A 25,682-nucleotide genomic window follows, 5' to 3' on the forward strand; every position below is an offset into this window, starting at 1 on the left:
GCCGGGACACACTCGCCCGGCCCCGCCCGTCTCAGCCGGTGGCAGGGCGTTCCTGCGGTGCCAGGTGGCCCCACAGGAACGTGTGCATCAACGCGCTGTTGTGGGCGGCCTGTTCGTTGTCGCCGGCGCCCGCGTGGCCGCCGCCCGTGTTCTCGTGCAGCAGGACCTGGTGGCCGAGTTCACGCAGCCGCGCCGCCGCCTTCCGGGCGTGGCCGGGGTGGACCCGGTCGTCGCGGGTGGAGGTCGTCAGGAGCACCGGCGGATAGGTCTGGTCGGCCGAGAGACGGTGGTACGGGGAGAGGTCCGCGAGGTGCGGCCGGTCCGCCTCGCGGTCCGGGTCTCCGTACTCCGCGATCCATGACGCACCCGCGAGGAGCTCGTGGAAGCGCAGCATGTCCAGCAGCGGCACCTGGGCGACGATCGCGCCGAACAGGTGCGGGTAGCGGGTGACCATCGCGCCCATGAGGAGGCCGCCGTTGCTGCCTCCGGCTGCGCCCAGCATGGCCGGGGTGGTGACGCCGCGCGCGACGAGGTCGGCGGCGACGGCCGCGAAGTCCTCGAAGGCGCGGGGCCGGTCCGCGCCGAGGGCGGCCCGGTGCCAGCCGGGGCCGTACTCGCCGCCGCCCCGGATGTTCGCGATCACATACGTGCCGCCGTGCTCCAGCCAGGCGCGGCCCGTGACCCCGCTGTAGAAGGGGGTCAGGGACACCTCGAAGCCGCCGTAGCCGTAGAGCAGCGCGGGTCCGGGGCCGGTGGCGGCGTGGTCGGGGCCGATCACGAAGTACGGGACGCGGGTGCCGTCCTGCGAGGTGGCGAAGTACTGCCGCGCGGCCAGCCCGGCCGTGTCGAAGTGCGACGGGGCCTGCTTGAGGATCTCCGGCTCCGCGCCGATCCGCCCGTGGTGGAGCGTGGCCGGCTGCAGGAACCCCGACACGTCCATGAAGTACTCGTCGGACGTGTCCGCGTCCGTGTCCACCACGGAGACGGCGGACAGCGCCGGGACGGCCGCGAGCGGGGTGCGTTCCCAGGTGCCGGGTGCGGGGGCCGGGGTGAGCACCTCGATGCGGGTGCTGACGTCCCGCATCGTTTCGAGGAGCAGATGGTTCCGGGTCCATGTGTGACCGGCCAGGGCGGTCCGCTCGTCGGGCGTGAACAGCACCTGCGCGGTGCGGTCGCCCGCCAGGAACGCGTCGAAGCCGAAGGCGAGCAGGGAACCCGCCGGATGCCCGAGCCAGGCCGACTTCAGCGTGACGATCAGATGCTCACGGTGGGCGTACGCACGGGCGTCGTCCGGGACGTCGATCCGTACGAGGGAGGAGTCGGGCGCCAGCAGGTACAGCTCGCTGCTGTGGAAGTCCGGCGAGCGGCTGACGAAGTCCCGCTCGAAGCCGGGGGTGGCGTCGTGCCAGCCGCTGACCGACACATCGCGCGCGTCGCCCTCGAAGACCACGGTGGCCTGCTCCAGGGGTGTGCCGCGCCGCCAGCTCCGTACCGTGCGCGGATAGCCCGCGTCGGTCAGTGAGCCCGGTCCGAAGTCCGTACCGATGAAGACGGTGTCGGCGTCGATCCACCGGATCTGCGTCTTGGCCTCCGACACCCGGAAACCGCCCTCGACGAAGGTCCGGGTGGCGAGGTCGAACTCGCGTACGGCCACGGCGTCGCCGCCGTCGCGCGACAGGCACACCAGCGCACGGTCGTACTCCGGCCGCCGCACCATGGCACCGGCCCAGATCCACTTCTCGTCCTCGGCGGCGGCCAGCGCGTCGATGTCGAGAAGGATCTCCCAGTCCGGTGTCTCCTCGCGGTACTGCTCCAGGGTCGTACGCCGCCACACACCCCGGACGTGCTCCGCGTCCCGCCAGAAGTTGTAGAGGAACGCGCCGCGCCGCCGGGTGTAGGGGATCCGGTCCGAGGCGTCCAGCACGTCGCGCAGCCGCTGTTTCAGGGAGGCGAACCCGGGTCCGGCGGCCAGTGCGGCGGCCGTCTCGGCGTTCCGCTCGGCCACCCAGGCGAGCGCGGCGTCGCTTTCCACGTCTTCCAGCCACAGGTACGGGTCGTTGTCGATCACACGCCGCATTGTGCCGGACCCCGTGTCGCGCCCGGACACCGCCGTCTCGAACACGGCACAGCTCCCCCGGCCGGCACGCTGCTGACGCGTGCCGGCCGGGGGGCCTGTCCTGGCTGCCCGGTCCGGGGACCGGACCTACTTGCGGGTGGCCGCCTTGCCGGCGGTGCCGTTGATGACGAACTGTGAGCCGGGCTCGATGACGACGTCGCCGTCGGCCGAGCCGGTGATGGTCACGTCCGTCAGGGTCGCACTGCCCCTCGCCCCTCCATGGGCGAGGATTCCGGAGCCGTTCACGGAGTTGCCGATCCGGACGTTCGAGATCTTCGCGCCGGGCACGGCCCCGCCGCCCGACTTGAACTGGATCCCGTCGTAGGTCGAGTCCTGGATGTCGGTGTCGCGGATCGTGACACCGGGGATGTCCTGACCGGCGGCGAACAACGTGATGGCGCCGAACTCCTGGGCCTCGCCCCAGAACGCCCCGCCGGTGCGGTGGAGCGCGTTGTTGGCGATCAGCGTCTGCCCGGAGAAGGGCAGCGGGTCGTGGTCCGTGGCCAGCATGATGCCGGGGTAGTTCATCGTGTCGGAGATGATGTTGTTCTCGATGGTGTTGCCGTAACCGCCGTACACGGCGATGCCGTTGGCCCGCCACGGCAGCTGGATCGTGTTGTTGAGGAAGTGGTTGTCGTGGCCGACGTCCACCGACGGGTTCTTCACGTACTTGCTCGACCACACGGCGAGCGAGTCGTCGCCTGTGTTGCGGAAGGACGAGTTGAACACGGTCGAGTTCCGGGTGCCGTTGGCGAAGTTGATGCCGTCCGCATAGGTGTTGCGGATACGCATCCCGGTGAACTCGAGCCCGTCGGCCGGTCCCCAGAGGTCGGGGATGTTGTCGTAGTCGCGCCCCACCCACACACCGACGTTGGCGTGCTCCAGCCATACGTTGGTGATCTTGGTGTTCTTGCCGAACCGGCCGTTGAGACCGACGCCGCCCTCGGCGTTGCCGTCGCCGCCCCGGATGGTGCCGGAACCGAAGATCGCGATGTCCGAGATCTTGGTGTTCTCGTCGATGTCGAAGCCGAAGTTGCCCTCGTGCGGGTGGTTGATGCCGCCCGCGTCCTGCGGCGGGGTCAGCGTGTACAGCTGGGAGTGCCACATCCCGGCGCCTCGGACGGTGACGTCACGGATGCCGACCTGGTTGTACTGACCCCGGTCCTGCGGGTCGTCGGTGAGGATCTTCTGCTCCTGGCGCCACTGCCCGGCCGGGATCCACACACAGCCGATGTCGCCGTTCTGGTTGGCCGTCACCGCCCGCTGGATGGCGTCCGTGTCGTCGATGCCGTCGTTCGGGACGGCCCCGTAGGTGGTGATCGAGGTGCATCCCGCCGGCTGGGAGGCGGCCGGTGCCACCTGCTCCAGGTCGACGAGGTCGATGATGTAGAAGGAGGCCGAGTCGCCGGCGTCCCGCTGGAGACGGAACTTCGTGCCCGCCGGGTAGGTCTGGCCGAGCAGCGCGTTGGACTCGTCGAACAGCCTGCGGGCGTCACCCCCGGGTGTGTTGGTCAGGCCCTCCGGGCTGTCGGTGTTGCCGTACAGCCAGCTGTGCTTGGACGAGAGGGTCAGCTTGCGGACGAAGGTGTTGTCGGCGTAGAGGCTGATGGTGGCCTGCGTGCCGCCGCCACCGGGGGTATCGGGGATGGAGTTGCGCACCACGATCGAGTTCGAGGGAACGGTCGAGGTGATCTCGACGTACTGCCCGGTGGAGTCGAGCCGCACGGACTGGCGGCCCGAGGACTCGGTGGCGAAGTTGGTGTGCCCGAAGGTGCGCTTCTGGTCGGACTTCAGCAAGGTGCCCTGGTACGCGCCCTGCTCCGCCTCGTACTCGGTGTACGGAACGGCGGCGCCCCGGCCGACGACGATGGCGCGCGAGAAGACGTTGTTGTTCTCGTTCGTCTCGCTGACGACTCCGGTGGCATCCGCGGTGGCGGTCAGGTTGGCCCCGCCGCTCTTCGCCGTCCAGCTCCCGCTGATGGGCACGGTGACCGTGCCCCCGGCGGGGACCGCGCCGGTCGTGCCGTTCAGCGTGGTGCCCTCCACCTGGAGCCGGGTGACGGTCGAGGCACTCACCGCCGTGGTGCCCCGGTTGTGCACCGAGACCGTGAAGGTGACGGCCGCGCCCACGGCGGGGTTCGACGGGCTGGGCGTGATGCCGAGCACTTCGAGGTCGGGGCCCGGGCTCTGCCCGATCACGAGCTTGGAGGCCGCGGTGCGGCTGTTGTTGCTGTTGTCCTGCTCGACGACCGTGTCGGCCGGGTCGACGACCGCGGAGAGGCTGTACGTGCCCATGGGCCGCTTGCCGACGTCGATCCGTACGGTGGCCGAGGCTCCGGCGGCCAGGCCGGCCACCGGTCCGCTGCCGGCGACCACGCCCTCCAGGCTGGCGTCCACCGTCGTCGCTGCGGAGGCCGCGGTGCCGGCGTTGCGCACGGTGGCGCTCACGGTGATGGCGTCCGTCTCGGACGGGGAGTCGGGTGACCACGTCAGGTCGGAGACGACCAGGTCCGGGTTGGGTGCGGCGGTGCCGACCACCTGGATCTCGGCGACCTGCGCCCCGGGAGCACCGGTGTTGGAGAAGAACTTCAGCTGGACGTCGGCGTACCGGCCGCTGACCGGGACCGTCACCGTGTTCTCGTTGCCGGACGGGCTGAACGCGTAGTCGGCCCGGTCCTTCAGCGAGGTGAACCCGGTGGCGGACTGGGCGCGGCCGAGTACCTGGATGCTCTGCGTGCGGGCGCCCCAGGCCTGGTCCGGGGAGAGCTTGACGACGACGGCCTCGAGGTCGGCGTCGGCGCCGAGCTTGACCGTCAGCGTCGAGGGGTAGCCGTTCGACTCCCAGTAGGTGCCGGTCCTGCCGTCGTTGGCGTTGGCCGCGACGAAGTTCTGCACGTACGAGGACGCCTCGACCGGCTTGTTCAGCGCGAGGTCGGAGCCTGCGGTGGCCGGCGGGCCGGGGCCGTCGCCCCCGTCCTGCCCGTAGACCTCCAGCCCGGAGAGCTGTGCGGCGTTCCAGCCGGTGTTGGCCGTCACCTGCACCCGGACGTACCGCGCCTGCTTCGCGGTGAAGTCGATCGTGACGGTATTGCCCGCCGACGGGGTGAACACCCGCGCGGCCGGGGCGGACAGCGCGCTGAAGCCGGTGCCGTCGGTGGAGCCCGTGACGCCGAGCGTCTGGGTCCGCGCCTCCCAGGTGTTGGGGAGCTTCAGCACCACCCGGTCGACGTCGAACCGCTTGCCGAGGTCGATCTGGACCCACTGCGGGAAGGCGCCGGCGGGGCTTTCCCAGTACGTCTGCTGGCTGCCGTCGGTGATGTTCGAGGCCGGGTAGGCGGCGTTGGACCCGCTCGCCGTCGCCGTCCTACCGAGGGCGAGGTCGGGTCCGGGTGCGGCCGCCGATGCGGCGACCGGCAGGAGGCCGACGGTCATCAGTGCGGCGGCCACCGCACCGGTGAGGAACCGTCTGCCTTGTTGCTTCCATCTCATGCTGTCCTCTTGTTCCGTGGGGCCGAGGGGGCGTGATCGGGGACGCCGACAGGAGGGGGAGCAGGTCACCTGCCGGAAACTCGCGCTCATTACCTAGAATTTTGAGTGATCCGGTCAATATTTTGCGGTGCCGAGGTGACAGGTTTCTAGCAGGTGACGGTTTTGTCAACGGTTCGCGCAACCCGTGAACAAGGGCCGTTGCTGCGGGAGTTGGCTTCCCAGTAGGTTCGGGGCCTCGATTCCGACCGGCCGGGGGGTTACCGGGATGCTCACGCTGCGGGAGGTCGCGGACAATCCGTCGGCCCTGACGGACCGGGTGGTGCTGGCGGACGGCCCGGAGGTCACCTTCCGGCCGCTCGTGCCCGGCGACGCCGAGCCACTGGCCGCGTTCCTGGCGGCCCTGTCCCCCGAGTCCAGGCGGTTCAGCACGCACGGCGGCCACGACCTCGCCGCCGCCGTCGAGCTGTGCGACGCGATCGCACGCTACGACAAGCTCAGGCTGGTCCTCGAAGAGGTGCCGTCCGGGAGGATCACCGGCCTCCTCGAACTCAGTCTCGATCTGCACCCCTCGGACATCGACCGCTACCGCAGGTCCGGGATCCCGCTCACGGCGACGGACTGCCGGTTCGGCGCCACTCTGGCCGACGACCATCAGGGCAAGGGCGTGGGAACGCAGGTCTTCCCGCTCGTCGCGGACGTGGCCCGGCGGTTCGGCCGGCGGCGGATCATCCTGTGGGGCGGGGTGCTGACCGACAATCCGCGCGCCATCCGCTACTACGAGAAGAACGGCTTCCGCCCGGTCGGCGCGTTCACCGGGGCGGACGGCACGCGGTCGCTCGACATGATCCTGGACCTCGATCGGGGCTTTTAGCACACCAGCGGGATGTAGGGCCCGAAAGCGCGAAATATCGGCCTGATCCGGCGCGCGGGGACGGTATTCGGCCAACGATCGGTCTCTCGCGCGGGCGGAGACAACCCATCACACCGCCTCACGGCTCTCACGGACCGGAGGCAGCGTTGCCCACCGCGCCCGTCGGCGCCCGGGGTGTGCTTCCTCCGTTCCCGCAGGCAACAGGAATACGAGGAACGATGACCGGATCCCACCACCCCCGCCTCTGGCGCTCGGCGCTGGCCGCCGGCGTGACCGTCGCCGTGATCGCGGGGGTCGCCGCCGCCGCGCCCGAGAAGCGGACGATGAAGGCCACACCGGAGTTCGCCCTGATCGCCGCCACCACCTCGGTGACGCTCGACTCCTGGAAGGAGGACCCGGGCGTCTACCTGGACCTCGGTACGTATGTCACCGCCGGCCGCAGCCCTCTCGAGATCAAGGTGACTCGGAAGTCCTACAAGGACCCCGTGGTGGCCACGCAGATCATCCGGGACGGCGGCACGACCCGGACCAAGGTCCTGCCCAAGGGGCTGGTGAAGGACTTCGCCGGGCTGCCGGACTTCGCCCGGATCGAGATGACCGACACGGCCGGCAAGACCGTGCTGGACAGGACCGAGGCGTTCTGCCCCAACAACGCCTCGGGCCGCGTCCGTCCCGACGCCCCGGCCAAGTCGAAGTATCCCGAGAGCTGCCCCACGAACCCGTTCACGCTCGGCTCGGTGTGGGGCGTCGAGAAGGGCTGGGCCTCCAACACCTATGCCGGATACTCCGCGGCGCCGGTCGTCCTCAAGCCCGGGAAGTACACCGCCAAGGTGTCGGTCACCAAGCGGTACCGCGATCTGTTCGGCATGTCCGCCACGGCGCAGAAGATCAAGGTGACAGTACGCGAGCGGAGCTGGGAGGAGGACCAGACGCGGTCGGCGGACCACAGCGCCCACATGTCCGGTCACTCCGGCCATGCCGGCCATGCCGGCCACGGTGCCGTGCGCGCACCCGCCCCGGCCGCGCCGACGAGCGGCGCGGGCCCGACGTACAACGTCGGTCACGGCCCCCTCACGGCCGCACCGCCCGCCCTGCCGTGGGCGGTCAAGAAGGCCGCCGGCCTCCAGGCGGCCCGTGTGGGTGACGGCCCCGGCCAGACCGACGGCTCCCGCCAGGCGCCCGCCGCCTCGCCCAACGCCGCGCGGCCGTCCGGCAAGGCCGTCGTACCGGACGTGCCCAAGCCCGACCTCCGGTCGCTGCCCGCCTACGGCATCACGATCAGCGACGGCGAGGGCGACGTACCCGGCAAGGACTATCTGGCCTTCAGCGCGAACGTGTGGAACGCGGGCCCGGCGCAACTCGTGGTGGACGGCTTCCGCACCCCCGGCAAGGCGCTCATGGATGCCTACCAGTACTTCTACGACGCCAAGGGCAAGCAGGTCGGCTACACCCCGACCGGCACCATGGAGTGGGACCCGCGCCCGGGTCACGAGCACTGGCACTTCACCGACTTCGCCAGCTACCGGCTGCTCAAGGCCGACAAGAAGGAGATGGTGCGCAGCGGCAAGGAGGCGTTCTGCCTGGCCAACACCGACGCGGTCGACTACACGGTGAAGAACGCCAACTGGCACCCGGACAACACCGATCTGTCCACCGCGTGCGGCCAGGAGAACTCAATCTCCGTCCGCGAGGTGCTGGATGTCGGCTCCGGTGACACCTACACCCAGGATCTCCCCGGCCAGTCCTTCGACATCACCAACCTGAAGAACGGCACGTACTACATCCAGGTGCTGGCCAACCCGGAGAAGCGTCTCAAGGAGACCGACCTCACGAACAACAGCGCGCTGCGCAAGGTGGTTCTGGGCGGAAAGCCGGGAGCGCGCACGGTGACCGTGCCCGCTCACGACCTGGTCGACGCCAACTGACCCGCTGATTTCACGCGCCGGCCCCGGCCCTCTAGGCCGGGGCCGGCGTCCGCGTACTCCCCCGCGTTCTCTTCCACGCGTTCATCACTTCGGCTGGCCTCGGACGCCCGCACCCCTCACGGGCCCTTGATCGTGGGTAGCATCCGGCACCAACCCCCAGTACGAGGAGTGTGAACCACCGTGGCCAACGCAGACGGCGCCGTCCGGAGCGTGCAGAGCGTGTACGCCGAGCGATTCGCGGCCGACCTCGCCGCCAACCGGTCGGAGCAGGAGGAGATCACCGGGCGCATCGCGGAGTTGCAGACGCGGCTGGACCGGCTCCGGGAGGACGAGAAGTGGCTGTCGGGGATGCAGGGCACCCTGCCCGCCCCGGCCGCGAAGAGTGTCCCGCGGCCGCGCCCCGCCAAGGCGCGCAAGAAGACGGCCGCACCGCAGACACCGGCCCCGCTGCATCAGCTCGTCCTGGCCCTGCTGCCGGCGGGAGAGCCCCGGCTCGTGCGTGAGGTTCACGCGGACCTGGAGAAGGCGCACCCCGACCGCACGACATCCGTGCAGGTGGTGCGCAACACGCTGGAGACCCTGGTCAAGCGGGGTGCCGTCACCAAGGGAACGCAGAAGGGTTCGGCGATGTACACCGCGCCGCAACCGGCGGCGGAAGCTGCGGGCGGCAAGGCCTCGGCAGGGGCGTGAAGGCCTCCGGCCGGGGCGCCGTGGGCGAGGTCTCGCGCGCCCGGCCCCCAGGAGCGTGCTCCCAGGGGCCGGGCGGTGTCGTACGCGAAATCAGGCGGCCGTGATGTTCTCGGCCTGCGGGCCCTTCTGGCCCTGGGTGATGTCGAAGGTGACGGCCTGGCCCTCCTGGAGCTCACGGAAGCCGGTGGCGTTGATGTTCGAGTAGTGCGCGAAGACGTCCGGCCCGCCGCCGTCCTGCTGGATGAAGCCGAAACCCTTTTCGGCGTTGAACCACTTGACGGTTCCGCTGGCCATGCCGGTGCCTCTCAGTCGATATCGGGAACCGCACCACGCGGTCCCGGTGGTGTCCTGGTCCGCCCTGCACAGCAAGGCGCCCGCGCCGGAGCACGGGCAGGTTCGGCGAACCACGACTTCCGGCAGTGACGCTACATGGCGAAACCGCTCTCCACCAGAGAGCAACTGCGGGATCGCGCAGACGTCGCCCCGATGGAGGCCGGAGGGCAGCCGGCGCACCCCGTCACACGGTGGCCGGCACGGGCGCGGAGGGGGCGCGCGCGAACGGGCCGTCCAGGGCCGCCCACTGGAGCAGCATGATGGTCTTGGCATCGGCGATGCCGCCGCTGCGGATCATCGCGAGCGCCCGCTCGAAGGGCAGCTCCACGGTCGCGATGTCCTCACCCTCCTCGGCGATCCCGTGCCCCTCGGCGGCAGGTGGCGCCGCGTCGTACGGGGCGGCGAAGAAGTGCAGGCGTTCGGTGACCGAACCCGGGCTCATGAAGACCTGGAAGACGGGTTCGGGGGTGCCGATGGTGTGTCCGGTCTCCTCGGCCGCCTCCCTGCGGACGGCCTCCTGCGGCGCGTCGCCGTCGAGGAGTCCGGCGGCGGTCTCGACCAGCATCCCGTCGCGGTGCCCGTTGACGTAGGCGGGCAGGCGGAACTGACGGGTCAGCAGGACCGTGCCGCGTTCGGTGTTGTGGAGCAGGACGGTGGCGCCGTCGCCCCGGTCGTACGTCTCGCGCTGTTCCCGGCTCCAGTGGCCGTCGCTGTGCCGGTAGTCGAAGGTCGTCCTGCGCAGGACGTACCAGTCGCAGGAGAGCACCTCCACCTCTCTGACGCGTACCCGGGGGTTGCCCGTCAGGTCGCGGCCCTGCCGGTCGAGGCCGGTGCGGCCGCGGCCGTCGGGGGTGTCCACGCCGGCGGTCACCGGACGGCCGGGATGTCGTCGATGCCGGTGTACACGGCGAGGCCCCCGGCCCGGGCCGCCTCCACCATGCGGTCGGCGCCCTCGGAGGCGCCGCCGATGCGCAGCACCGCGTCGCAGCGGGCCAGCAGCCTCTCGGCGACGGGGTGGAATATCTCCTGGAACGCGGGGTCGCCGGGGCCCGTGCTCCCGGCGGTCTCGATCAGGGGAAGGGCCAGGGCCTCGCCGGTGACCGGGAGATGGCCCGCGCGGAAGAGGGCCAGGGCGGTCGCGTTCATCGCCCGCACATGGGCGTCGAGCTTCGCCGGGTCGTCCCCGGTCCCCGACCGGTAGGGCCCGGCGACCAGGATCATCAGCGGGTGCGGTACAGGGGTCATGGTGGGTACTCCTCGTGGGTGACCGGTTCAGGCCAGGACGACGCGGACACCCGCGTCGCGCAGGGCCGCCAGGGTCGTCGGGCCGTTGGGGTGAGTGGCGGCGTCCTCGGCGGCGGCGTCGGTGACGAAGTCGTCCACCGCGCCCGCCGGGGCGACCTGGCTGAACGCGCGGACACCGAGCTTGGTGGCGTCCGCCACCGCGATCGTGCGGGTGGCTCCCGCCAGGGCCGCCTGTTTGACGGCCGCGTCCTCCAGGGAGAACTCCGACCAGCCGTGCCCGGCGTGGACTCCGCCGATGGACAGCACGAAGCAGTCGAAGGCCAGGGCCTCCAGGGTGCGCAGGGCCAGCGGGCCGACCAGGGAGCGTTCGCCGGGGCGGGACCGGCCGCCGGCGATCAGCAGGTCGATGCCCGGCCGGTCGGCCAGGCACACCGCGGCCTGCAGGCTCAGGACGGCCACCGTCAGGGGGGCGCGCCCGGCCAGGTGCTCGGCGACGTGCACGGTGGTGGTGCCCGCGTCGAGGAGCACCCTCGATCCCGGCTCCACCATCGCGGCCACGGCCGCGCCCAGCCGGTCCTTGGTCGCGGCCTGCCAGGGCTCACGGGCCGAGAATCCGGCCTCCTCCTCGCGGGCGCGGGTGGCGACGGCACCGCCGTGCACCCGGCGGACGAGCCCCTGGCGCTCCAGCGCGTCGAGGTCCCTGCGGACGGTCATGTCGGAGACCCCGAGCCGATGGGAGAGCTCCGACACGGAAACCCGGTCGGAGCCCTGCACCAGCCGCAGGGTCAGGTCCAGACGATTGGCGACACCCATGGCTCATTTCTAACACATGGGTGTTCGTTTAAACATCATGATGTGCGTACGGAGGTGAGGCGGGCGTAGGCGACGACATTGCCGTCGTAGCCGTTCTTCCGGGAGAAGCCGCCGCCGCAGGTGAGTACGCGCAGCTCGGGGGTGGAGCTGTTCGCGTAGACACGGTCGGCCGGGAAGTCGGCCTTGCTCACGACCTCGACGGCGTACACCGAGAACTCGGCGGTGGTGCCGTCGGTGCGGCGGATGTCGATGCGGCGCCCCTTGTCCAGCGCTCCGAGGCCGTAGAAGACGGCGGGGCCCGCGTTGTTGTCCACGTGGCCGACGAGCACGGAGGTGCCGGTCTCGCCCGGGGTGACGGAACCGTCGTACCAGGCGGCGAGGTTGCTGTCGGCGAGCGGCGGGGCCTCGATCCAGCCGTCCGCGCCGAGCCCGACTTCGCCGACCGGGGCGTCGACGCCGATCGAGGGGATCGTGATCCGTTCGGGCAGCGAGCGGGAGAGGGGGTCGGGAACGGGTCCTGCGGGCCAGACGCTCGCGCCCGAGGAGCCGGACCGGTCGCCCGCCGCCGACGCCGGCTGAGGGGGGCCTCCGTACGCTCCGGTGCCCTGCCGGATGAGGGAGACCCCGATCAGCAGGAGGACGACGAGGGTGCCCCATCCCGGACCCCTGCGGCGGTCCTCGCCGGTCCGCCCGTCCCGGCTCCCGTCGTCGGCGCGGGCGCGGCGGCCGCGGCGCGGGGGCTCGGCGGGTTCGATCCATTCGTGCCACACGGGCCTGTGCACGTCTCCTCCGCTCCCCGGTCCGGTGTGTGTGCGGGACGGTGTGCGGGCCGGGCCCCTCGGCGGGGCCCGGCCCGTGGTGGGTCCGCGGTCAGGCGTTGCCGCCCGGGCGGCGGCGGAGCTTGTAGGCGCCGAGGCCCAGCGCGCCCGCGACGACCGCGGCGCCCGCGCCGATCTCGCCGGGGCTCATGCCGGAGAGGCTGCCGCCCGCGCCCGCCCGTACGCCGTTGTCGGGCCGCACGGGACCCGTGTGGTCGCCGTGGCCCGATCCGCCCTGGCGGATCGTCAGCGGGGTGGTGCCCTTCTCGCCCTTGCAGTCGAAGGTCACGTCGTACTCGGCACCCGGCTTGGCGTCGTCGTCGACCCGCGCGGTGGCCGAGTGGCCCTCCTCCAGGGTGACGGTGTCGAAGACGCCCGAGGAGACCTTCACCGTCGGGACCTCGCAGCCCGTGGCGTTGAGGGTCACCGTGCCGCCGGGGGCCACCGTCGACGGGGAGACGGTGAAGCCGAACGACGTGATGTTGTGGTTCCCGTCGTCGGCGAGCGCGGCGGGGGCGGCGACGGCGAAGGCGGCGGCACCGAGCAGGGCGACGGAGGCGACAGGTATCACGCGCATGATGATTCTCCGGATCCCCGAGAGACAGCCGCAGACCTTTTGTCCGCACTAGCGAGCTATGCCCCTCGGCCTTCGTGACGCTAGGTGTACGCCGAGTGGCCCGCTACTCGACCGGGGTACGGAGAGAGCCGAATGGACGATGCCGGGGAATCGGACGGCGGGGGCCCGGAAACGCGGAAGGTGCGGCCGGCAGAGGGGCTGCCGACCGCACCGGTTTCCGCCCCGCCTCGACCGAGGGGATCGAGGTAGGTGACGGAAAGAGCCAGATCAGCAGGCCGCACCGCGAAGCTCCGCCCCGCGCAGGGGCGAATTACGGTCTGCCGGTCAAGCCCTTCCCGCCACCGTTCTGAACGGGCACGGAATTCGGGCCGCGAGCACCGCCAGGAGGTGCCGGCACGAAAACCGCACGTCAGGCTCCGGTCGAGCCGCTCCGAAGAGTCCCGGACCAGCGCCCCACACCATCCAGCATGGAAGGTAAACAGACCGTTTTCTACGTCCAGTTTTTAGCGCTAAGCCATGTTGCGCCAATTAAGCTCACGCCCGCGCAACGTGGCCCATACACGGGGGATCTGATCGCATGAGCAACACCAACAAGTCGGCGCTCCAGACACTCCTGAGAGTCCGTCGGGCACTGATCGACCCCACAGGGCACGGGTTTCACCGCCCGTCACGGCAGGGCCGGCGCGCCCCCGGGCTGTCTCAGCATCAGGTGGACCAGCTCCTCCACCGGACGCCCGGCACCTACCGGCGCCTGGAGTCCGGGGCATGGCCCCGGCCCGACACCGGCTTCCTGCGCGATGTCGCGATGCTCTTCGCGCTCAACGAGCAGGAGTGGGTGTCGCTGTGCCGGTACGCCGGTATAGGCGATCCCCCGGGGCCGCTCACCGCCCGTTCGGGCAAGGAGGTTCCCGGGGTGTGGCAGGAAGCCGTCGACGGCATGACCCACCCCGCGTACGTCACCGACGCCTCCTGGGAGGTCATCGCGCACAACACCGAGTTCGCCCGGCTGTTCCCCGGGAGACAGGTGCCCACGAACACCATGCGGTGGATGCTCCTCGACGCCCAGGGGCGCAGCATGCTCATCGACTGGGCCACCGCCTGGGCGCCCCTGGTGCTGCCGCAGCTCAGGGCCGCCCTCGCCACCCGGCCCGACGACGAGGTGCTCCGCCGGCTCGAGAAGGAGGTACTGGCCGACCCGGACTGTGCGCCGATCTGGGAGTCGGGCGGCGCCCACATCCACCCCGACGGCGACGAACGGCCCATCCTGCACGCCGTCGACGGACCTGGCTGGGTCACGATGTGTGCCGCGCAGCCCATGGCGGCCCCGGGCGCCCGGCTGATCGTGCTCGTATTCCACCCGGGAGCGCGGCGCGCCCACTCCCGTACTCCTGTACTCCGCGCCCCGTGACAACCGGTCCTCACCCGCGCTCCTTCTCTTCGGCAATGCACTGGCAGAGCGATACTCGGCCCGGCGTGGCTTAGGTTGTGCACACCCCCACATCGCCGCCGCACCTGTCAGCCGGAGGATGTTGTGCCCGCCTACATAGCCCGCCCCTGCACCGTTTTCCCGGCCCACAAGGTCGCGACTGGTGAGATCGCCGACGACATCCGCAGCCACCACCCCGAGCATCCCCGACTCGCCGCGATCCTGCGCATCGTCGCCAACACAGGGGTGGACAACAGGTACTTCACCCGGCCACTGGGAGCGCCGACCGTGTCCGGAGCGGCAGGCATCGGGGCACGGGCGGAGGCGGCGTTCGGTGACGCGGTGGACATGGCGGAGCGGGCGGCACTGGGGACGCTCGGCGCCCACGGGCTCGGTCCGCGTGATGTGGACGCGATCATCACGACGCACTCCACGGGGTGGGCCGTCCCCAACATGGACATCCACCTCGTCGACCGCCTGGGCCTGCGGCCCGGCGTCCGCCGGATCGCTCTCACGACCCTGGCGTGCGCGGGTGGCACCCAGGCACTCATCCGGGCCGTGGACATGGTGACCGCTAGACCCGGAAGCACCGTCCTCGTCGTCGCCGCGGAAGTCATCTCCGCCGTCTACAACCACCAGGACGATGCCGTGGAGCACATGATCTACAAGGCGCTGTTCGGTGACAGCGCGGCCGCCGCCCTCGTCACCAGCGTGCCGCTCGGGCCCGGCCTGCGGGTCGGCTCCCCGGCCGACACCTACGAGCACGTCCTTCCGCAGAGCCTCAGCCGCTACGCCGGCCGTGCGGACCACACCGGCTTCCACTTCGACAGCACCAAGGAAGCCCTGAGCGCCGCGGACGATGTCCTGCCCGACCTCCTCGACTGGCTCGGCCCGCGCACCGTGGACTTCGGGGTCATCCATCCCGGCAGCGCCCGCATCATCAGCGACACCGCGAAGGCGCTCGGCCTCGACGCCCACGACAGCCGGCACTCCACCGAGACCCTCACCGACGAAGGAAATCTCGGCGGGGTCTCCGTGCTCCGTATCCTGGAGCGCACACACGCCGAGCCCCCGCAGGCCGGGGCCACGGGTGTCGCCGTCGCCTACGGCCCCGGGTTCGCCACCGCGGCCCTGCGCGGCACCTGGACCGGCTGACCCGCGAGAAGGCGCCGGCGCCGCGTGCCACGCCGGGCGTGAGGGCGGTCCGGGCCCGGCGGCCGGGCTCTGAAAGGATCGGCCGCGGGCCGGGGAGCGGGAACCGGGCAAGCGGGAGCCGGGGAAGCAGGAGGACGGACAGCCACGTGATCAGTCTCCGTGAACACCAGGTGGAGGCCACCGCCGCCATCAGACGGTGGGTCGGCTTCCCCACGCGGTCCGGGGTGCCCGCGCGGGGCGCGCGGGCCACGCTCGTGTCGGCCACCGGGTCAGGAAAGACGATCACCGCCGCGTCCGCCGCGCTGGACACCTTCCGCGACGGCCGGGTGCTCGTCATGGTCCCGACCCTGGATCTGCTCGTGCAGACCGCCCGGGCCTGGCGCCGCGTCGGGCACCGCGCGCCGATGGCCGGGGTGTGCTCGCTGGAGAAGGACCCGGTCCTGGAGCGGCTCGGGGTGCGCACGACCACGAACCCGATCCAGCTCGCCCTGTGGGCCGGGCGGGGACCGGTCGTCGTGTTCGCCACCTATGCCTCGCTGGTGGACCGGGACGACCCCGAGGCCCCGTGGGACGGCGGCAGGGTGCGCGGTCCGCTGGAGGCGGCGCTGGCGGGCGGGGAACATCTCTACGGCCAGTCCATGGACCCGTTCGACCTGGCGGTCGTCGACGAGGCGCATGGCACGGCGGGCGATCTCGGCCGGCCCTGGGCGGCCGTCCACGACAACGCGCGCATCCGCGCGGACTTCCGCCTCTACCTCACCGCCACCCCGCGCGTCCTGGCCGCGCCCCGGCCGCCGAAGGGCAAGGACGGCCGCGCGCTGGACATCGCGTCCATGGCCTCCGACCCGGCCGGGACGTACGGCGAGTGGATCTACGAGCTGGGGCTCTCCGAGAGCATCGAGCGCGGCATCCTGGCCGGCTTCGAGATCGATGTGATCGAGATCCGCGACCCGGAGCCGGTCACGGACCACTCCGAGGAGGCGGTACGCGGACGGCGGCTGGCGCTGTTGCAGTCGGCTCTCCTGGAGCACGCGGCGGCGCACGACCTGCACACCGTCATGACGTTCCATCAGCGTGTGGAGGAGGCGGCCGCGTTCGCGGCGAATCTGCCCGAGACGGCAGCCGAGCTGTACGCGACGGAGGCGTCCGACAGGTTCCGGGAGCAGGCCGCCGCGCTGCCGCCCTCCTCCATCGACGCGGGGCTCTACGCCCTTGAGCCCTACCGGCACGCCGCCCCCGACGAGGTCGGGGCGGACTGGCTGTGCGGGGAGCACCTGGTGTCCGAACGCCGGGAGGTGCTGGGCCGGTTCGCGGACGGTGTCGACGCCCGGGGCCGGCCCGTGCGGCGGGCGTTCCTCGCCTCGGTCCGGGTCCTCGGGGAGGGGGTGGACATCGTCGGCGAGCGGGGTGTGGAGGCCGTGTGCTTCGCGGACACCCGGGGCTCGCAGGTCGAGATCGTGCAGAACATCGGGCGGGCCCTGCGGCCGAATCCGGACGGCACCACGAAGGTCGCGAGGATCATCGTGCCGGTCTTCCTCAAGCGGGACGAGGACCCCGGGGACATGGTCGCCTCGGCCTCGTACGCCCCGCTGGTGGCCGTGCTCAACGGCCTGCGCTCGCACGACGAGCGGCTGGTGGAGCAGCTGGCCTCCCGGGCGCTGTCCCGGACGCCCCGGGAGCGGCGCGTCCATCTGAAGCGGGACGAGGACGGGCGGATCGTCGACACCGGAGAGGGCGGCGACGGCTACGGGACGGAGGCCGTCGGCCCGTCCCCGCTGCTGCACTTCGCCACCCCGCGCGACCCGGCGACGATCTCCGCGTTCCTGCGCACGCGCGTCTACCGGCCCGAGTCGCTCGTATGGCTGGAGGGCTTTCAGGCGCTGCGCCGGTGGCGGGCAGAGAACGGGATCACCGGGCTGTACGCCGTGCCGTACGACACGCAGACGCAGGTCGGTGTCACGAAGGCGTTCCCGCTGGGGCGTTGGGTGCACCAGCAGCGGCGCGCGTACCGCTCGTGTGATCTGGAGTCGCACCGCAAGGAGCAGCTGGACGCCGAGGGAATGGTCTGGGAGCCCGGCGACGAGGCGTGGGAGACCAGGCTCGCCGCCCTCCGCTCCTATCGCCGCGCCCATGGGCACCTGGCTCCGCGCCAGGACGCCACATGGGGCGGGTCGGACAACGAGCTGCTGCCGGTGGGTCAGCTCATGGCCAACCTCCGGCGGAAGGGCGGTCTGGGCAAGGACCCGGACCGGGCCGGGCGGCGCGCCGCGCAGCTGAGCGCCGTGGACGAGGACTGGGCGTGTCCGTGGCCGCTGGACTGGCAGCGGCACTACGCCGTACTGCGCGATCTGGCCCGCGACGAGCCCGGCGGCACCCTCCCCCGCATCCGGCCCGGTGTCACCTACGAGGGCGACGACCTGGGCAGGTGGCTGGCCCGGATGACCCGTGACTGGGGCCAGCTGTCCGCCGAGCAGCGGCGCCGCCTGGGCGCGCTCGGCGTACGGCCCGTGGAGCGGCCGGCCCCCGCCCCGGCCGCCGGACGGGCGGGCGCGATGTCCGCGTCGTTCCGCCGGGGGGTGCAGGCCCTCGCGCAGTACATCGCCCGCGAGGGCCCGGACTCCCCGGTGCCGCGCGGACACCGGGAGGAGATCACGGTGGACAGCGAGGACGCTCCGGTGACGGTGCGCCTGGGCGTCTGGATCTCGAACACCAAGAGCCGCCGCGACCGGCTCACCGCCGAACAGCGCGCCGCCCTGGCCGAGCTGGGCCTCGCCTGGGCGTGACCGCCTTCGTGGGCCGCGTCACCAGACCGTGGCGAGCCATGCCGCCGTCGCGGCGAGCACGATCAGAACGGCGTTGAGGCCGGTCTCCTTGACCTCGCCCCGGGACAGGTGCAGACCGGTGGCCAGCACCTGGAGCACGAGGATGCCCACGGCCGCCGCCATCGCGAGGACGGGCGCGATCCCGGTGAGGGGCGGCAGTACGAGGCCGGCGGCGCCCAGGATCTCGACGGCGCCGATGGCGCGGACCACGGGCATCGGAACCGTGTCCACCCAGCCCATCATGGGCGCCAGCCGCTCCTTGCTCTGCACGGCCTTCTTGCCTCCGGCGTACAGATAGAAGGCTGCCAGCAGCCCCGCGACGATCCAGTACGCGATCTCCATCTTCGTCCTCCGTCATGGTTACCGTTTGTCCGCAGGCACATCGTCGGTGACTATGGGGAGGCTTACAAAAGGCACACCGGTGTGCCTGAGGGACGGGGGACGACGCCGATGTCGAAGTACCGCGACAGCTGCCTCATCCGCGGCGACGGCGGCCGGGCCATCCGCGGCATCCTTGACCGCATCGGCGACAAGTGGACGCTGCTCGTGGTGGCGACCCTCGACGGCGAACGGATGCGCTTCACCGAGCTCCAGCAGCGCATTCCCGGGATCTCGCAGCGGATGCTCACCCGCACGGTGCGGCATCTGGAGCGCGACGGCCTCGTGCTGCGGACCGCGCACCCCGAGGTCCCGCCCCGGGTGGAGTACGAACTCACCGCGATGGGCCGTACGTTGATCGAGCCCGCCGTCAAGCTCGCCGAGTGGGCCGTCGACAACAACCCCGGCATCGAGAAGAACCAGACCTCCTACGACTCGGAGCACCCGGAACACGCCTGAGCCCCGGCGCGGGCGGCCCTCCCTCGTACGGCATGGCAGTGTGACACCCATGACCTTTGACGTTCGGCCGGCGTCGGTCTTCACGGACGTCCGTACGCTGATCGGCCCGAAGTCGCCCGGGGCCAACGTCTGTTGGTGCCTGAGCTACCGGATTCCGTCCAAGCTCAACAACGAGCTCCGGGGGGAGGCGCGCGGCGAGTACGTCGCCGCGCTGTGCCGTGAGCAGCCCCCTCCCGGTGTCCTCGCCTACGACGGCGAAGAGCCCGTCGGCTGGGCCGCCGTGGCACCGCGCGCGGACACCTCGTTCGCGCACAGCCGCAAGATCCCGCACGTCGACGACCTGCCGGTCTGGTCCCTGTGGTGCATCAGGGTCCGCCCCGGCCACCGGAAGCGGGGGATCTCGCACGCGCTCATCGCCGGCGCGGTCGCGTTCGCCCGGGAACGGGGCGCGCCGGCGGTCGAGGCGTATCCCTTGGACAGCGGTGACGCCAGGGTGGACCTCACGATGGCGTACGCCGGGATCCGGAAGAACTTCGAGCGCGCGGGGTTCACCCATGCCGCCGACACCACGTCCGTGCTGGCCGGGCATCCCCGCGTGCTGATGCGGCTGGACCTGCGGTGACCTCCGCGGCCTAGACGGAGACGGTCCCGGAGCGCTCGTCGGCCAGGGCGGCGTGCCGGGCCTGGACGAGGGTGAGCGCGGCCAGGGTCACCCCGCAGGTGATCCGGCCCTCGGACAGCCACCGGGGCAGGTCCTCGGGCGACACCCACACGGGTTCGGTGACGGACTCCATCACCTCCGGCCGCGCGGACTCCGCCGTCGAGACGTCCACCTCCGCGACGAAGACGTGGATGGGGGCGGCGAGGATACCGGTGTCGGCGTGGATGATGCCGGCCGGGCGCACGGTCTCGGAGACCAGCCCCGTCTCCTCGCGCAGTTCGCGCGCCGCCGCCGCGGCGAGTTCCTCGTCGCCCTCGGTCCCGCCGCGCGGGAACTCCAGGGACGCGGCACCGATGGGGTAGCGGTAGGACGTCACCAGGGCGTAGCCGGCCGGGCCGACCGGGACGACCACCACCCCCTCCTGGTTCCACTGCCAGCGCAGGTACTGTCCGGGGGCACCCGAGGGGGCGGTCACGTCGTCGTTGAAGAGGGTGCCGAAGCGGTTGCGGAAGACGGCCACCTCCCGGACCCGCCGGATGGGCGCCGGTACGTCGACGGCTTGCGCGGACCTCGGTCCGGTCACTGTGCTCACTTGGCCTCCTTCTCGGAATTCCCATCCCGGGGAGGTACGGAGGCAGGGTGCTGTGTGACAGCGCTGGAGGATCGAATTCCGCACGAGGCCCGAACGAGCCTCAGCGCACGATCCCGTTGGCCGCCGCCCGGCCCACCAGCTGGTCCACCAGAGCGGGTTTCATCCCCATGGCAAGGAAGGCCAGGGGTGCGCCGCCCCGCCGTCCCACCTCGAAGCGGTAGAAGGACATCAGCAGTTGCTGGGAGCTCATCATCTTCAGGGTCGTCACCTCGCTCCAGGGCACGGCACGTGCCCCGCCGAACATGCCGGTGACGACCAGGCCGCCGGTGAAGAGGTAGCACCGGCGGAGTCCGAACCTGGCGGAGAGGGATCCCCAGATCCGGGTGATCCCGAAGGCGACGAGCAGGACGGCGAGCGTGATCGTGCCCTTGGTCACCGCCGACGGGGGCTTCTTCACGACCAGGAGGACGAGCACGACCAGGCAAAGGGCCGTCAGCATCCGCCGTCCGACCTGGGACAGTGCGCCCCCGACGCCCGCCACGGCGTAGTCGCCGTGCGCCTGGCCAAATCCGAATCTGTCCAGGCCTGGTCTGCCCGTGCGTGCGTTCATGCCGGCTCGTCTCCTCTTCGGACCGCCCCCGTGGCGGTCGCCTCGTAGCAGTCTGTCGGCACTGTCCCGGGCCCACCAGCGACGGAATCGCATGGAAGCCATGCGCGCACGGAATGGCGGGACGGAGAATGAGGGTGACAAACTTTTTCGCCAACAGAGGGACTGTGAAGCGGTGTTCGAGAACGAGGCGCTCCGCCTGCTCGTGGCGGTGGCGGAGTGCGGATCGTTCACACAGGCGGCCGACCGGCTCAACTACACCCAGTCCTCGGTGTCCCGGCGGATCGCCGCGCTGGAACAGCGGGCGGGCGGGCCGCTGTTCGACCGGCTGCCCCGGGGCGTACGGCTCAACCCCGCGGGCCGCGCCCTGCACCGGCATGCCACCGAGGTGCTGGACCGGCTGGCGCGGGCCGAACGGGAACTGGCCGTGCTCCACGCGGGGCAGGGCGGGCTGTTGCATGTGGGCGCCTTCGCCACGGCCAACATCTCCCTGGTCCCCGCCGCCCTGCGGGCGCTGCGGGACGCCCGGCCCGGCATCGAGGCCGTCCCGGCCGAGGGCCCGACCGACGTCCTGATGGGGATGCTCGTGGACGGGGCCCTGGATGTGGCCGTGCTCAGCGACTACCCGTACGGGCTGCCGCCGGCCGACGGTGTCACGACCACCGTGCTGTGCGAGGACGAACTGTACGTCGCGCTCCCGCGTGGACACCGGCTGGCGGGAGCCGAGCCGGTCGACCTCGGTGAGCTGAGCGAGGAGTCCTGGATCCAGAGCGCGTACGGTGACCGGCCGACCATGTTCGCGGAGGCCTGCGCCCGGGCGGGGTTCAGCCCCCGCAAGGTCATCCGGATCGCGGAGTGGAGCGGCAAGTTCGGGTACGTCGCCGCAGGACTCGGCGTGGCTCTCGTGCCCTCACTGGCCGCCCGCGCGGTGCCCGGCACGCTCGTCCTGTGCCGGCTCACCGATCCGGCTCTGCACCGGACCCTTCATGTGGCCCTGCCGGACGCACCGCTTCCGGCCGCGCTGCATCTGCGCGACCTGCTGCGGACTGCGGCCGACGGGCCCTGAGGCCCGCCGGCTCGTCCGGGGGGAATCTCAACGCCGGTGCGGCCTGCGCCCATTGGCCACTCCGGACACGTGCAGGGCCAGGAGGGCCAGACCGATCAGCATGACGTTGACCGAGGTGAACACCTCGTTGGTCGCGATGTCGGCGGCGTTGATCAGGAAAGCGATGAAGAACAGCACTGCCGCAGCTATGCCCAGCATGACGCAGCTCCCTTTTCTGTAGATGGAGAGCGCCTGCCCCCGTACGGCACGATCAGGCCCCGTACGGGCCGGGGATCTCACCGCCCGGTGGCGGGAGGGTGGGCGGCACGCCCGTCACCAGGGCAGCGGTCCCTCGGCGGAGAAGTAGCCGCCGGTGGGGCCGTCGGGGCCCACGAGGGCCATCCGGACGATGATCTCGGCGCCCTCCTCGACCGACTGGACACCGGTGTTCCCGTTCAGATCGGTCCGGGTGAATCCGGGCTCGACCGCGTTGATCCGCATCTCCGGGAAGGCCTTGGCGTACTGGACGGTGACCATGTTGACCGCGGTCTTCGAGGCCGGGTACGCCACGCCCGGATAGGCGTGCGTCGGGGTGCCCGGCTCGGAGACCCGGGTCAGGGAGGCCAGCCCGCTGCTGAGGTTGACCACGACCGGGGCGGCGGACCGGCGCAGCAGGGGCAGGAAGGCGTGGGTGACGCGTACCGTGCCGAAGACGTTCGTCTCGAAGGTCTCGCGCATCTGGTCGGCGGTCACGTCCGCCGCCCCGACCACCTCGTTGCCGGGGCCCCTGCTCTCGATGCCCGCGTTGTTGATGAGGACGTCCAGTCCTCCCCCGGCCTCGACGACCGCGACCGCGGCTTCGACGGAAGCGTCGTCGGTGACGTCGAGGACGACCGCTCGCGCGCCCAGTTCCTCGGCGGCGCGGCGCCCTCGTTCGGCGTCACGGCTTCCGATGTAGACGGTGTGGCCTGCGGCGACGAGGCAGCGAGCGGTCTCGTGACCCAGGCCCTTGTTGGCTCCGGTGATCAGTGTGGTGGTCATGCGTCCAGGTTGCGGCGGAACGCGGCGCCCGGCCAGACGTCTGGTCTTCCTGGGACTGCCGGTACCAGGAAGGTCCGCGCCTCCCGGGGCACACTGAGGAGTATGGCGACGGCTGAGTTCGGACAGGCACTGCGGCGCTGGCGTGACCGGGTCGCGCCGGAGGCGGCCGGGCTGCCGAGCGGGGGGCAGCGGCGGGCGGCCGGGCTGCGCCGGGAGGAGCTGGCGCTGCTGGCGGGTGTCTCGGCCGACTACGTCACCCGGCTCGAGCAGGGCCGTGCCTCCCATCCGTCGCCGCAGGTCGTCGAGGCCCTGGCGCGGGCCCTGCGGCTGTCGGAGACCGAGCGGGGGCATCTGTTCCGGCTGGCCGGGCTGGCGCCGCCGGGCCCTGAGACGGTCCCCGGGTATCTCACTCCCAGTGTCCAGCGGCTGCTCGACCGGCTGAGCGGGACGCCGGTCGCGGTGTACGACGCGGCGTGGACCCTGCTGGTCGCCAACCCGCCGTACGCCGCGCTGATGGGCGATCCCTCCGGGTGGCGGGGCAACCGCCGCAACGGGGTCTGGCGCAACTTCCTCGGCGAGCCGGGGCGGGTGCGCCACACGGAGGAGTCCCGGCGCGAGCTGGAGGCCGCGCTGGTCGCCGACCTGCACGCGGTGGCCGGCCGCTACCCCGCCGACCCGAGGCTGCACCGGCTGGTCGCGGAGCTGCGGGCGGGCAGCGCGCGGTTCGCGGAGCTGTGGGAGTCCGGTTCCGTCGGTCCCCACCGGGCCGCGCGCAAGACCGTCGACCATCCGCACGTCGGGGCGCTGACGCTGGACTGCGATGTGCTGACCGTCGAGGGCAGTGATCTGCGCATCATGGTCTACACGGCCGAGCCGGGCACCGAGGACGCCGAACGCCTCGCCCTGGTCACGGTGCTGGGCACCCAGTCACTCATCGGCTAGCAGCGCAGCGCGGGGCCGCGGTTCGCGCCATAGGGGCGAAAAGTCGCCCCTGCACCCCAAGATCCCCCTGCCGTAGGGTAGTTGCCACAGCACACCAACGTAGAGGGAGCGCACCCGTATGCCGGTCTCACTCGGTCTTGGTCTTCCGCAGATGAAGCAGTACGCGCTGGGCCGCGATGTCGCCGCGGTGGCGAGCGCGGCGGAGGCGGTGGGGTACGAGAGTCTGTGGGTGTTCGAACGGGTGCTGTTCCCCGAGCCCGCCTCCCAAGGCCTGTACGGCATTCCGGGGCTGGCCTGGCCCGACACGTACCGCGGCGTGGCCGATCCGCTGGTCACCCTGACGCTGGCGGCGGCGGCCACCGAGCGGGCGCGGCTCGGCACGAGTGTGCTGGTCGCCCCGCTGCACGTCCCCTTCCAGCTCGCCCGCTCGCTCGCGTCGCTGGACGCGGCCAGCGGGGGCCGGGTGATCGCGGGCCTGGGCACGGGCTGGTCGCTCGACGAGTACGCGGCGGCGGCCGTCGCCCCCTTCGAGAAGCGCGGCGCGGTCCTGGACGAGCTGCTGGACGTGTGCGCGGCGGTGTGGGGGCCGGACCCCGTCGCGTACAAGGGCGATCTGACGACGATCGCCCCGTCCGAGGTCGGCCCCAAGCCGGCCCGTCCCATCCCCGTCTACCTGCCGGCGAGCAGTCCCCGGGCCACCCGCCGCCTGGTCGACCGGGCCGACGGCTGGATGCCGGTCGCCATGGGTGTCCCGCAGCTGTCCGAGCAGTGGCAGCGGGTGCGCGACACTGCGGCCGAGCGCCGCCGCGAGCGTCCCCTCGCCGTCTGCGCCCGGGCCAACGCCCGGTACAGCGCGACGCCCGTGGCGAGCCGGGACCGCCAGCCGTTCCACGGCAATGTCGCGCAGATCGTCGAGGACCTGGCGGCCCACGCGGCGACGGGTGTGCCGGAGATCATGATCGACCTCCAGAGCACCCCGCGCGACGCGTCGGAGCTGGTCGACGTGGCGGGCGAGGTGTACGAGAGCGCGCGGGCGGCGGGCATCTGAGCACCGGGACCACCGGGCTCGTTGTCAGACCCCTGTGGCAGGGTCTTCGGAGGGTGCCCGGCCGGGCACCCTCCCCTCGCACACCTGCCGAAGGAGTTTTGCCATGTCCGGTGCCGACGACGCCCGTACGTCTCTCGCCGCGGTCGCGGCCCTGCTCGCCCCCGCCCACCCGGACGTGGCGGCACGGGTCCTGCACGCCCACGACGACCCGTCCGGGTACGTGCGCGACCACGCGCGCGAGCTGTCGGACCGGGGCATCGACGCCCCCGTCCCCGGCCTCTCCTGGATCGCCCTGGTCGACGCCCTCGCCGCACACCGCCTGCTGGCGGAGTTCGACTGGAAGGAGGACGCCCAGGAGATCCGCGCCCAGTTGAGGCGGCTCGACTCCCGCCCCTCCGTGGACCCCTGGGTCCTGGTCGAGGACGACGCAATGCTCCTGCCCACCGACGCGTTCCTGGAGACCTGCGGCCGCCACTACCGGGATGTCGGCGCGGCCCTGGTGGTCCTGGACATCGAGTCGGACTGCTACCCGGTGGCGGGCACCCGCGCCGCCCGCGTCGAGGAACTGACCGGGCTCGCGACTGCGGCCGGGTTCACGGCACGGGGGCTGGGGGGCTGACCGGGACCGC

The 25,682-nt window shown here is 71.8% G+C and carries 25 protein-coding genes; 12 read left to right on the forward strand and 13 right to left on the reverse strand.

What is annotated here, in order from left to right:
* Window positions 1–31: 31 nt before the first annotated feature.
* Together RLT58_RS01060 and RLT58_RS01065 are read right to left on the reverse strand one after the other, a co-directional pair.
* Complete coding sequence (locus tag RLT58_RS01060; RefSeq protein WP_311314388.1) at window positions 32–2,077, reverse strand: prolyl oligopeptidase family serine peptidase; 2,046 nt, start codon at window positions 2,075–2,077, stop codon at window positions 32–34.
* Window positions 2,078–2,203: 126 nt separating this feature from the next.
* On the reverse strand, window positions 2,204–5,605 hold the full coding sequence (locus RLT58_RS01065) for a CARDB domain-containing protein (protein ID WP_311308436.1): 3,402 nt from the start codon (window positions 5,603–5,605) through the stop codon (window positions 2,204–2,206).
* Window positions 5,606–5,870: 265 nt separating this feature from the next.
* Between RLT58_RS01065 and RLT58_RS01070 the strand changes: the two genes are divergently transcribed.
* The 3 genes from RLT58_RS01070 (at window position 5,871) to RLT58_RS01080 (ending at window position 9,091) form a co-directional block, all read left to right on the forward strand.
* The gene (locus RLT58_RS01070; protein WP_311308437.1) at window positions 5,871–6,476 is read left to right on the forward strand and encodes a GNAT family N-acetyltransferase; all 606 of its coding nucleotides are present in this window, start codon (window positions 5,871–5,873) and stop codon (window positions 6,474–6,476) included.
* Window positions 6,477–6,694: 218 nt separating this feature from the next.
* Window positions 6,695–8,401, forward strand: coding sequence for a lysyl oxidase family protein (locus RLT58_RS01075; protein ID WP_311308438.1), 1,707 nt, complete (start codon window positions 6,695–6,697; stop codon window positions 8,399–8,401).
* A gap of 180 nt (window positions 8,402–8,581) precedes the next feature.
* Window positions 8,582–9,091 carry a hypothetical protein gene (locus RLT58_RS01080; protein ID WP_311308439.1) on the forward strand — a complete coding sequence of 170 codons (510 nt, stop codon included), beginning with the start codon at window positions 8,582–8,584 and terminating at the stop codon, window positions 9,089–9,091.
* 90 nt (window positions 9,092–9,181) lie between these two features.
* Here the strand turns inward: RLT58_RS01080 and RLT58_RS01085 are convergent, their stop codons facing one another.
* From RLT58_RS01085 to RLT58_RS01110, 6 genes are all read right to left on the reverse strand, one after another.
* Window positions 9,182–9,385: a cold-shock protein gene (locus RLT58_RS01085; RefSeq protein ID WP_018552900.1), complete on the reverse strand. Its 204-nt coding sequence runs from the start codon at window positions 9,383–9,385 to the stop codon at window positions 9,182–9,184.
* 223 nt (window positions 9,386–9,608) lie between these two features.
* Window positions 9,609–10,295 (reverse strand): NUDIX domain-containing protein, encoded by a 687-nt coding sequence (locus RLT58_RS01090; protein WP_311308440.1) that lies wholly within the window; start codon window positions 10,293–10,295, stop codon window positions 9,609–9,611.
* Entirely contained in the window at window positions 10,292–10,669 is a 378-nt protein-coding gene (locus tag RLT58_RS01095) for a DUF4406 domain-containing protein (RefSeq protein ID WP_311308441.1), read from the reverse strand. The genes RLT58_RS01090 and RLT58_RS01095 overlap by 4 nt, the downstream gene beginning before the upstream one ends.
* A gap of 27 nt (window positions 10,670–10,696) precedes the next feature.
* Window positions 10,697–11,482: a DeoR/GlpR family DNA-binding transcription regulator gene (locus RLT58_RS01100; protein WP_311308442.1), complete on the reverse strand. Its 786-nt coding sequence runs from the start codon at window positions 11,480–11,482 to the stop codon at window positions 10,697–10,699.
* A 35-nt stretch (window positions 11,483–11,517) separates the two neighbouring features.
* Window positions 11,518–12,264 carry a class F sortase gene (locus RLT58_RS01105; RefSeq protein ID WP_311308443.1) on the reverse strand — a complete coding sequence of 249 codons (747 nt, stop codon included), beginning with the start codon at window positions 12,262–12,264 and terminating at the stop codon, window positions 11,518–11,520.
* A gap of 88 nt (window positions 12,265–12,352) precedes the next feature.
* Window positions 12,353–12,877, reverse strand: a complete 525-nt coding sequence (locus RLT58_RS01110; RefSeq protein WP_311308444.1) for a hypothetical protein — start codon at window positions 12,875–12,877, stop codon at window positions 12,353–12,355.
* A 577-nt stretch (window positions 12,878–13,454) separates the two neighbouring features.
* Here RLT58_RS01110 and RLT58_RS01115 point away from each other — a divergent pair.
* The 3 genes from RLT58_RS01115 to RLT58_RS01125 all read left to right on the forward strand — a co-directional run bounded on the left by RLT58_RS01115 (window position 13,455) and on the right by RLT58_RS01125 (window position 18,241).
* Entirely contained in the window at window positions 13,455–14,285 is an 831-nt protein-coding gene (locus RLT58_RS01115; protein WP_311308445.1) for a helix-turn-helix transcriptional regulator, read from the forward strand.
* A gap of 123 nt (window positions 14,286–14,408) precedes the next feature.
* The gene (locus RLT58_RS01120; protein ID WP_311308446.1) at window positions 14,409–15,458 is read left to right on the forward strand and encodes a PhlD; all 1,050 of its coding nucleotides are present in this window, start codon (window positions 14,409–14,411) and stop codon (window positions 15,456–15,458) included.
* 146 nt (window positions 15,459–15,604) lie between these two features.
* On the forward strand, window positions 15,605–18,241 hold the full coding sequence (locus RLT58_RS01125; protein ID WP_311308447.1) for a DEAD/DEAH box helicase: 2,637 nt from the start codon (window positions 15,605–15,607) through the stop codon (window positions 18,239–18,241).
* Between the two features lie 18 nt (window positions 18,242–18,259).
* Here RLT58_RS01125 and RLT58_RS01130 read toward each other — a convergent pair whose 3' ends face one another.
* The gene (locus RLT58_RS01130) at window positions 18,260–18,622 is read right to left on the reverse strand and encodes a DoxX family protein (protein ID WP_311308448.1); all 363 of its coding nucleotides are present in this window, start codon (window positions 18,620–18,622) and stop codon (window positions 18,260–18,262) included.
* Window positions 18,623–18,730: 108 nt separating this feature from the next.
* Here RLT58_RS01130 and RLT58_RS01135 point away from each other — a divergent pair, with 108 nt between their 5' ends.
* Window positions 18,731–19,117 (forward strand): winged helix-turn-helix transcriptional regulator, encoded by a 387-nt coding sequence (locus RLT58_RS01135; RefSeq protein WP_311308449.1) that lies wholly within the window; start codon window positions 18,731–18,733, stop codon window positions 19,115–19,117.
* A 49-nt stretch (window positions 19,118–19,166) separates the two neighbouring features.
* The gene (locus tag RLT58_RS01140; RefSeq protein ID WP_311308450.1) at window positions 19,167–19,739 is read left to right on the forward strand and encodes a GNAT family N-acetyltransferase; all 573 of its coding nucleotides are present in this window, start codon (window positions 19,167–19,169) and stop codon (window positions 19,737–19,739) included.
* Between the two features lie 10 nt (window positions 19,740–19,749).
* Here the strand turns inward: RLT58_RS01140 and RLT58_RS01145 are convergent, their stop codons facing one another.
* Both RLT58_RS01145 and RLT58_RS01150 read right to left on the reverse strand, forming a co-directional pair.
* A complete protein-coding gene (locus RLT58_RS01145; protein ID WP_311308451.1) occupies window positions 19,750–20,370 on the reverse strand; it encodes an NUDIX domain-containing protein in 621 nt (206 codons plus the stop codon).
* Window positions 20,371–20,470: 100 nt separating this feature from the next.
* Window positions 20,471–20,980, reverse strand: a complete 510-nt coding sequence (locus tag RLT58_RS01150; RefSeq protein WP_311308452.1) for a hypothetical protein — start codon at window positions 20,978–20,980, stop codon at window positions 20,471–20,473.
* A 172-nt stretch (window positions 20,981–21,152) separates the two neighbouring features.
* Here RLT58_RS01150 and RLT58_RS01155 point away from each other — a divergent pair, with 172 nt between their 5' ends.
* Entirely contained in the window at window positions 21,153–22,043 is an 891-nt protein-coding gene (locus tag RLT58_RS01155) for a LysR family transcriptional regulator (RefSeq protein WP_311308453.1), read from the forward strand.
* Between the two features lie 27 nt (window positions 22,044–22,070).
* On the opposite strand, the gene RLT58_RS01160 is transcribed toward RLT58_RS01155, so the two are convergent.
* Together RLT58_RS01160 and RLT58_RS01165 are read right to left on the reverse strand one after the other, a co-directional pair.
* Complete coding sequence (locus RLT58_RS01160; RefSeq protein WP_311308454.1) at window positions 22,071–22,241, reverse strand: hypothetical protein; 171 nt, start codon at window positions 22,239–22,241, stop codon at window positions 22,071–22,073.
* A 114-nt stretch (window positions 22,242–22,355) separates the two neighbouring features.
* Window positions 22,356–23,063, reverse strand: coding sequence for an SDR family NAD(P)-dependent oxidoreductase (locus RLT58_RS01165; RefSeq protein ID WP_311308455.1), 708 nt, complete (start codon window positions 23,061–23,063; stop codon window positions 22,356–22,358).
* 102 nt (window positions 23,064–23,165) lie between these two features.
* Here RLT58_RS01165 and RLT58_RS01170 point away from each other — a divergent pair, with 102 nt between their 5' ends.
* The 3 genes from RLT58_RS01170 to RLT58_RS01180 all read left to right on the forward strand — a co-directional run bounded on the left by RLT58_RS01170 (window position 23,166) and on the right by RLT58_RS01180 (window position 25,672).
* Entirely contained in the window at window positions 23,166–24,005 is an 840-nt protein-coding gene (locus tag RLT58_RS01170) for a helix-turn-helix transcriptional regulator (protein ID WP_311308456.1), read from the forward strand.
* 118 nt (window positions 24,006–24,123) lie between these two features.
* The gene (locus tag RLT58_RS01175) at window positions 24,124–25,053 is read left to right on the forward strand and encodes a TIGR03619 family F420-dependent LLM class oxidoreductase (RefSeq protein WP_311308457.1); all 930 of its coding nucleotides are present in this window, start codon (window positions 24,124–24,126) and stop codon (window positions 25,051–25,053) included.
* A 103-nt stretch (window positions 25,054–25,156) separates the two neighbouring features.
* On the forward strand, window positions 25,157–25,672 hold the full coding sequence (locus tag RLT58_RS01180; protein WP_311308458.1) for a DUF6630 family protein: 516 nt from the start codon (window positions 25,157–25,159) through the stop codon (window positions 25,670–25,672).
* The last annotated feature ends 10 nt before the right edge of the window (window positions 25,673–25,682 follow it).

The organism is Streptomyces sp. ITFR-16 (assembly GCF_031844705.1).
GTDB lineage: Bacteria > Actinomycetota > Actinomycetes > Streptomycetales > Streptomycetaceae > Streptomyces.

What these genes read in the sequence shown, in the direction of transcription:
- RLT58_RS01060 (WP_311314388.1), bottom strand. Translation starts at nt 2,077, where the DNA reads ATGCGGCGTGTGATCGACAACGACCCGTACCTGTGGCTGGAAGACGTG.
- RLT58_RS01065 (WP_311308436.1), bottom strand. Translation starts at nt 5,605, where the DNA reads ATGAGATGGAAGCAACAAGGCAGACGGTTCCTCACCGGTGCGGTGGCC.
- RLT58_RS01070 (WP_311308437.1), top strand. Translation starts at nt 5,871, where the DNA reads ATGCTCACGCTGCGGGAGGTCGCGGACAATCCGTCGGCCCTGACGGAC.
- RLT58_RS01075 (WP_311308438.1), top strand. Translation starts at nt 6,695, where the DNA reads ATGACCGGATCCCACCACCCCCGCCTCTGGCGCTCGGCGCTGGCCGCC.
- RLT58_RS01085 (WP_018552900.1), bottom strand. Translation starts at nt 9,385, where the DNA reads ATGGCCAGCGGAACCGTCAAGTGGTTCAACGCCGAAAAGGGTTTCGGC.
- RLT58_RS01095 (WP_311308441.1), bottom strand. Translation starts at nt 10,669, where the DNA reads ATGACCCCTGTACCGCACCCGCTGATGATCCTGGTCGCCGGGCCCTAC.
- RLT58_RS01100 (WP_311308442.1), bottom strand. Translation starts at nt 11,482, where the DNA reads ATGGGTGTCGCCAATCGTCTGGACCTGACCCTGCGGCTGGTGCAGGGC.
- RLT58_RS01110 (WP_311308444.1), bottom strand. Translation starts at nt 12,877, where the DNA reads ATGCGCGTGATACCTGTCGCCTCCGTCGCCCTGCTCGGTGCCGCCGCC.
- RLT58_RS01115 (WP_311308445.1), top strand. Translation starts at nt 13,455, where the DNA reads ATGAGCAACACCAACAAGTCGGCGCTCCAGACACTCCTGAGAGTCCGT.
- RLT58_RS01130 (WP_311308448.1), bottom strand. Translation starts at nt 18,622, where the DNA reads ATGGAGATCGCGTACTGGATCGTCGCGGGGCTGCTGGCAGCCTTCTAT.
- RLT58_RS01135 (WP_311308449.1), top strand. Translation starts at nt 18,731, where the DNA reads ATGTCGAAGTACCGCGACAGCTGCCTCATCCGCGGCGACGGCGGCCGG.
- RLT58_RS01140 (WP_311308450.1), top strand. Translation starts at nt 19,167, where the DNA reads ATGACCTTTGACGTTCGGCCGGCGTCGGTCTTCACGGACGTCCGTACG.
- RLT58_RS01150 (WP_311308452.1), bottom strand. Translation starts at nt 20,980, where the DNA reads ATGAACGCACGCACGGGCAGACCAGGCCTGGACAGATTCGGATTTGGC.
- RLT58_RS01160 (WP_311308454.1), bottom strand. Translation starts at nt 22,241, where the DNA reads ATGCTGGGCATAGCTGCGGCAGTGCTGTTCTTCATCGCTTTCCTGATC.
- RLT58_RS01165 (WP_311308455.1), bottom strand. Translation starts at nt 23,063, where the DNA reads ATGACCACCACACTGATCACCGGAGCCAACAAGGGCCTGGGTCACGAG.
- RLT58_RS01170 (WP_311308456.1), top strand. Translation starts at nt 23,166, where the DNA reads ATGGCGACGGCTGAGTTCGGACAGGCACTGCGGCGCTGGCGTGACCGG.
- RLT58_RS01175 (WP_311308457.1), top strand. Translation starts at nt 24,124, where the DNA reads ATGCCGGTCTCACTCGGTCTTGGTCTTCCGCAGATGAAGCAGTACGCG.
- RLT58_RS01180 (WP_311308458.1), top strand. Translation starts at nt 25,157, where the DNA reads ATGTCCGGTGCCGACGACGCCCGTACGTCTCTCGCCGCGGTCGCGGCC.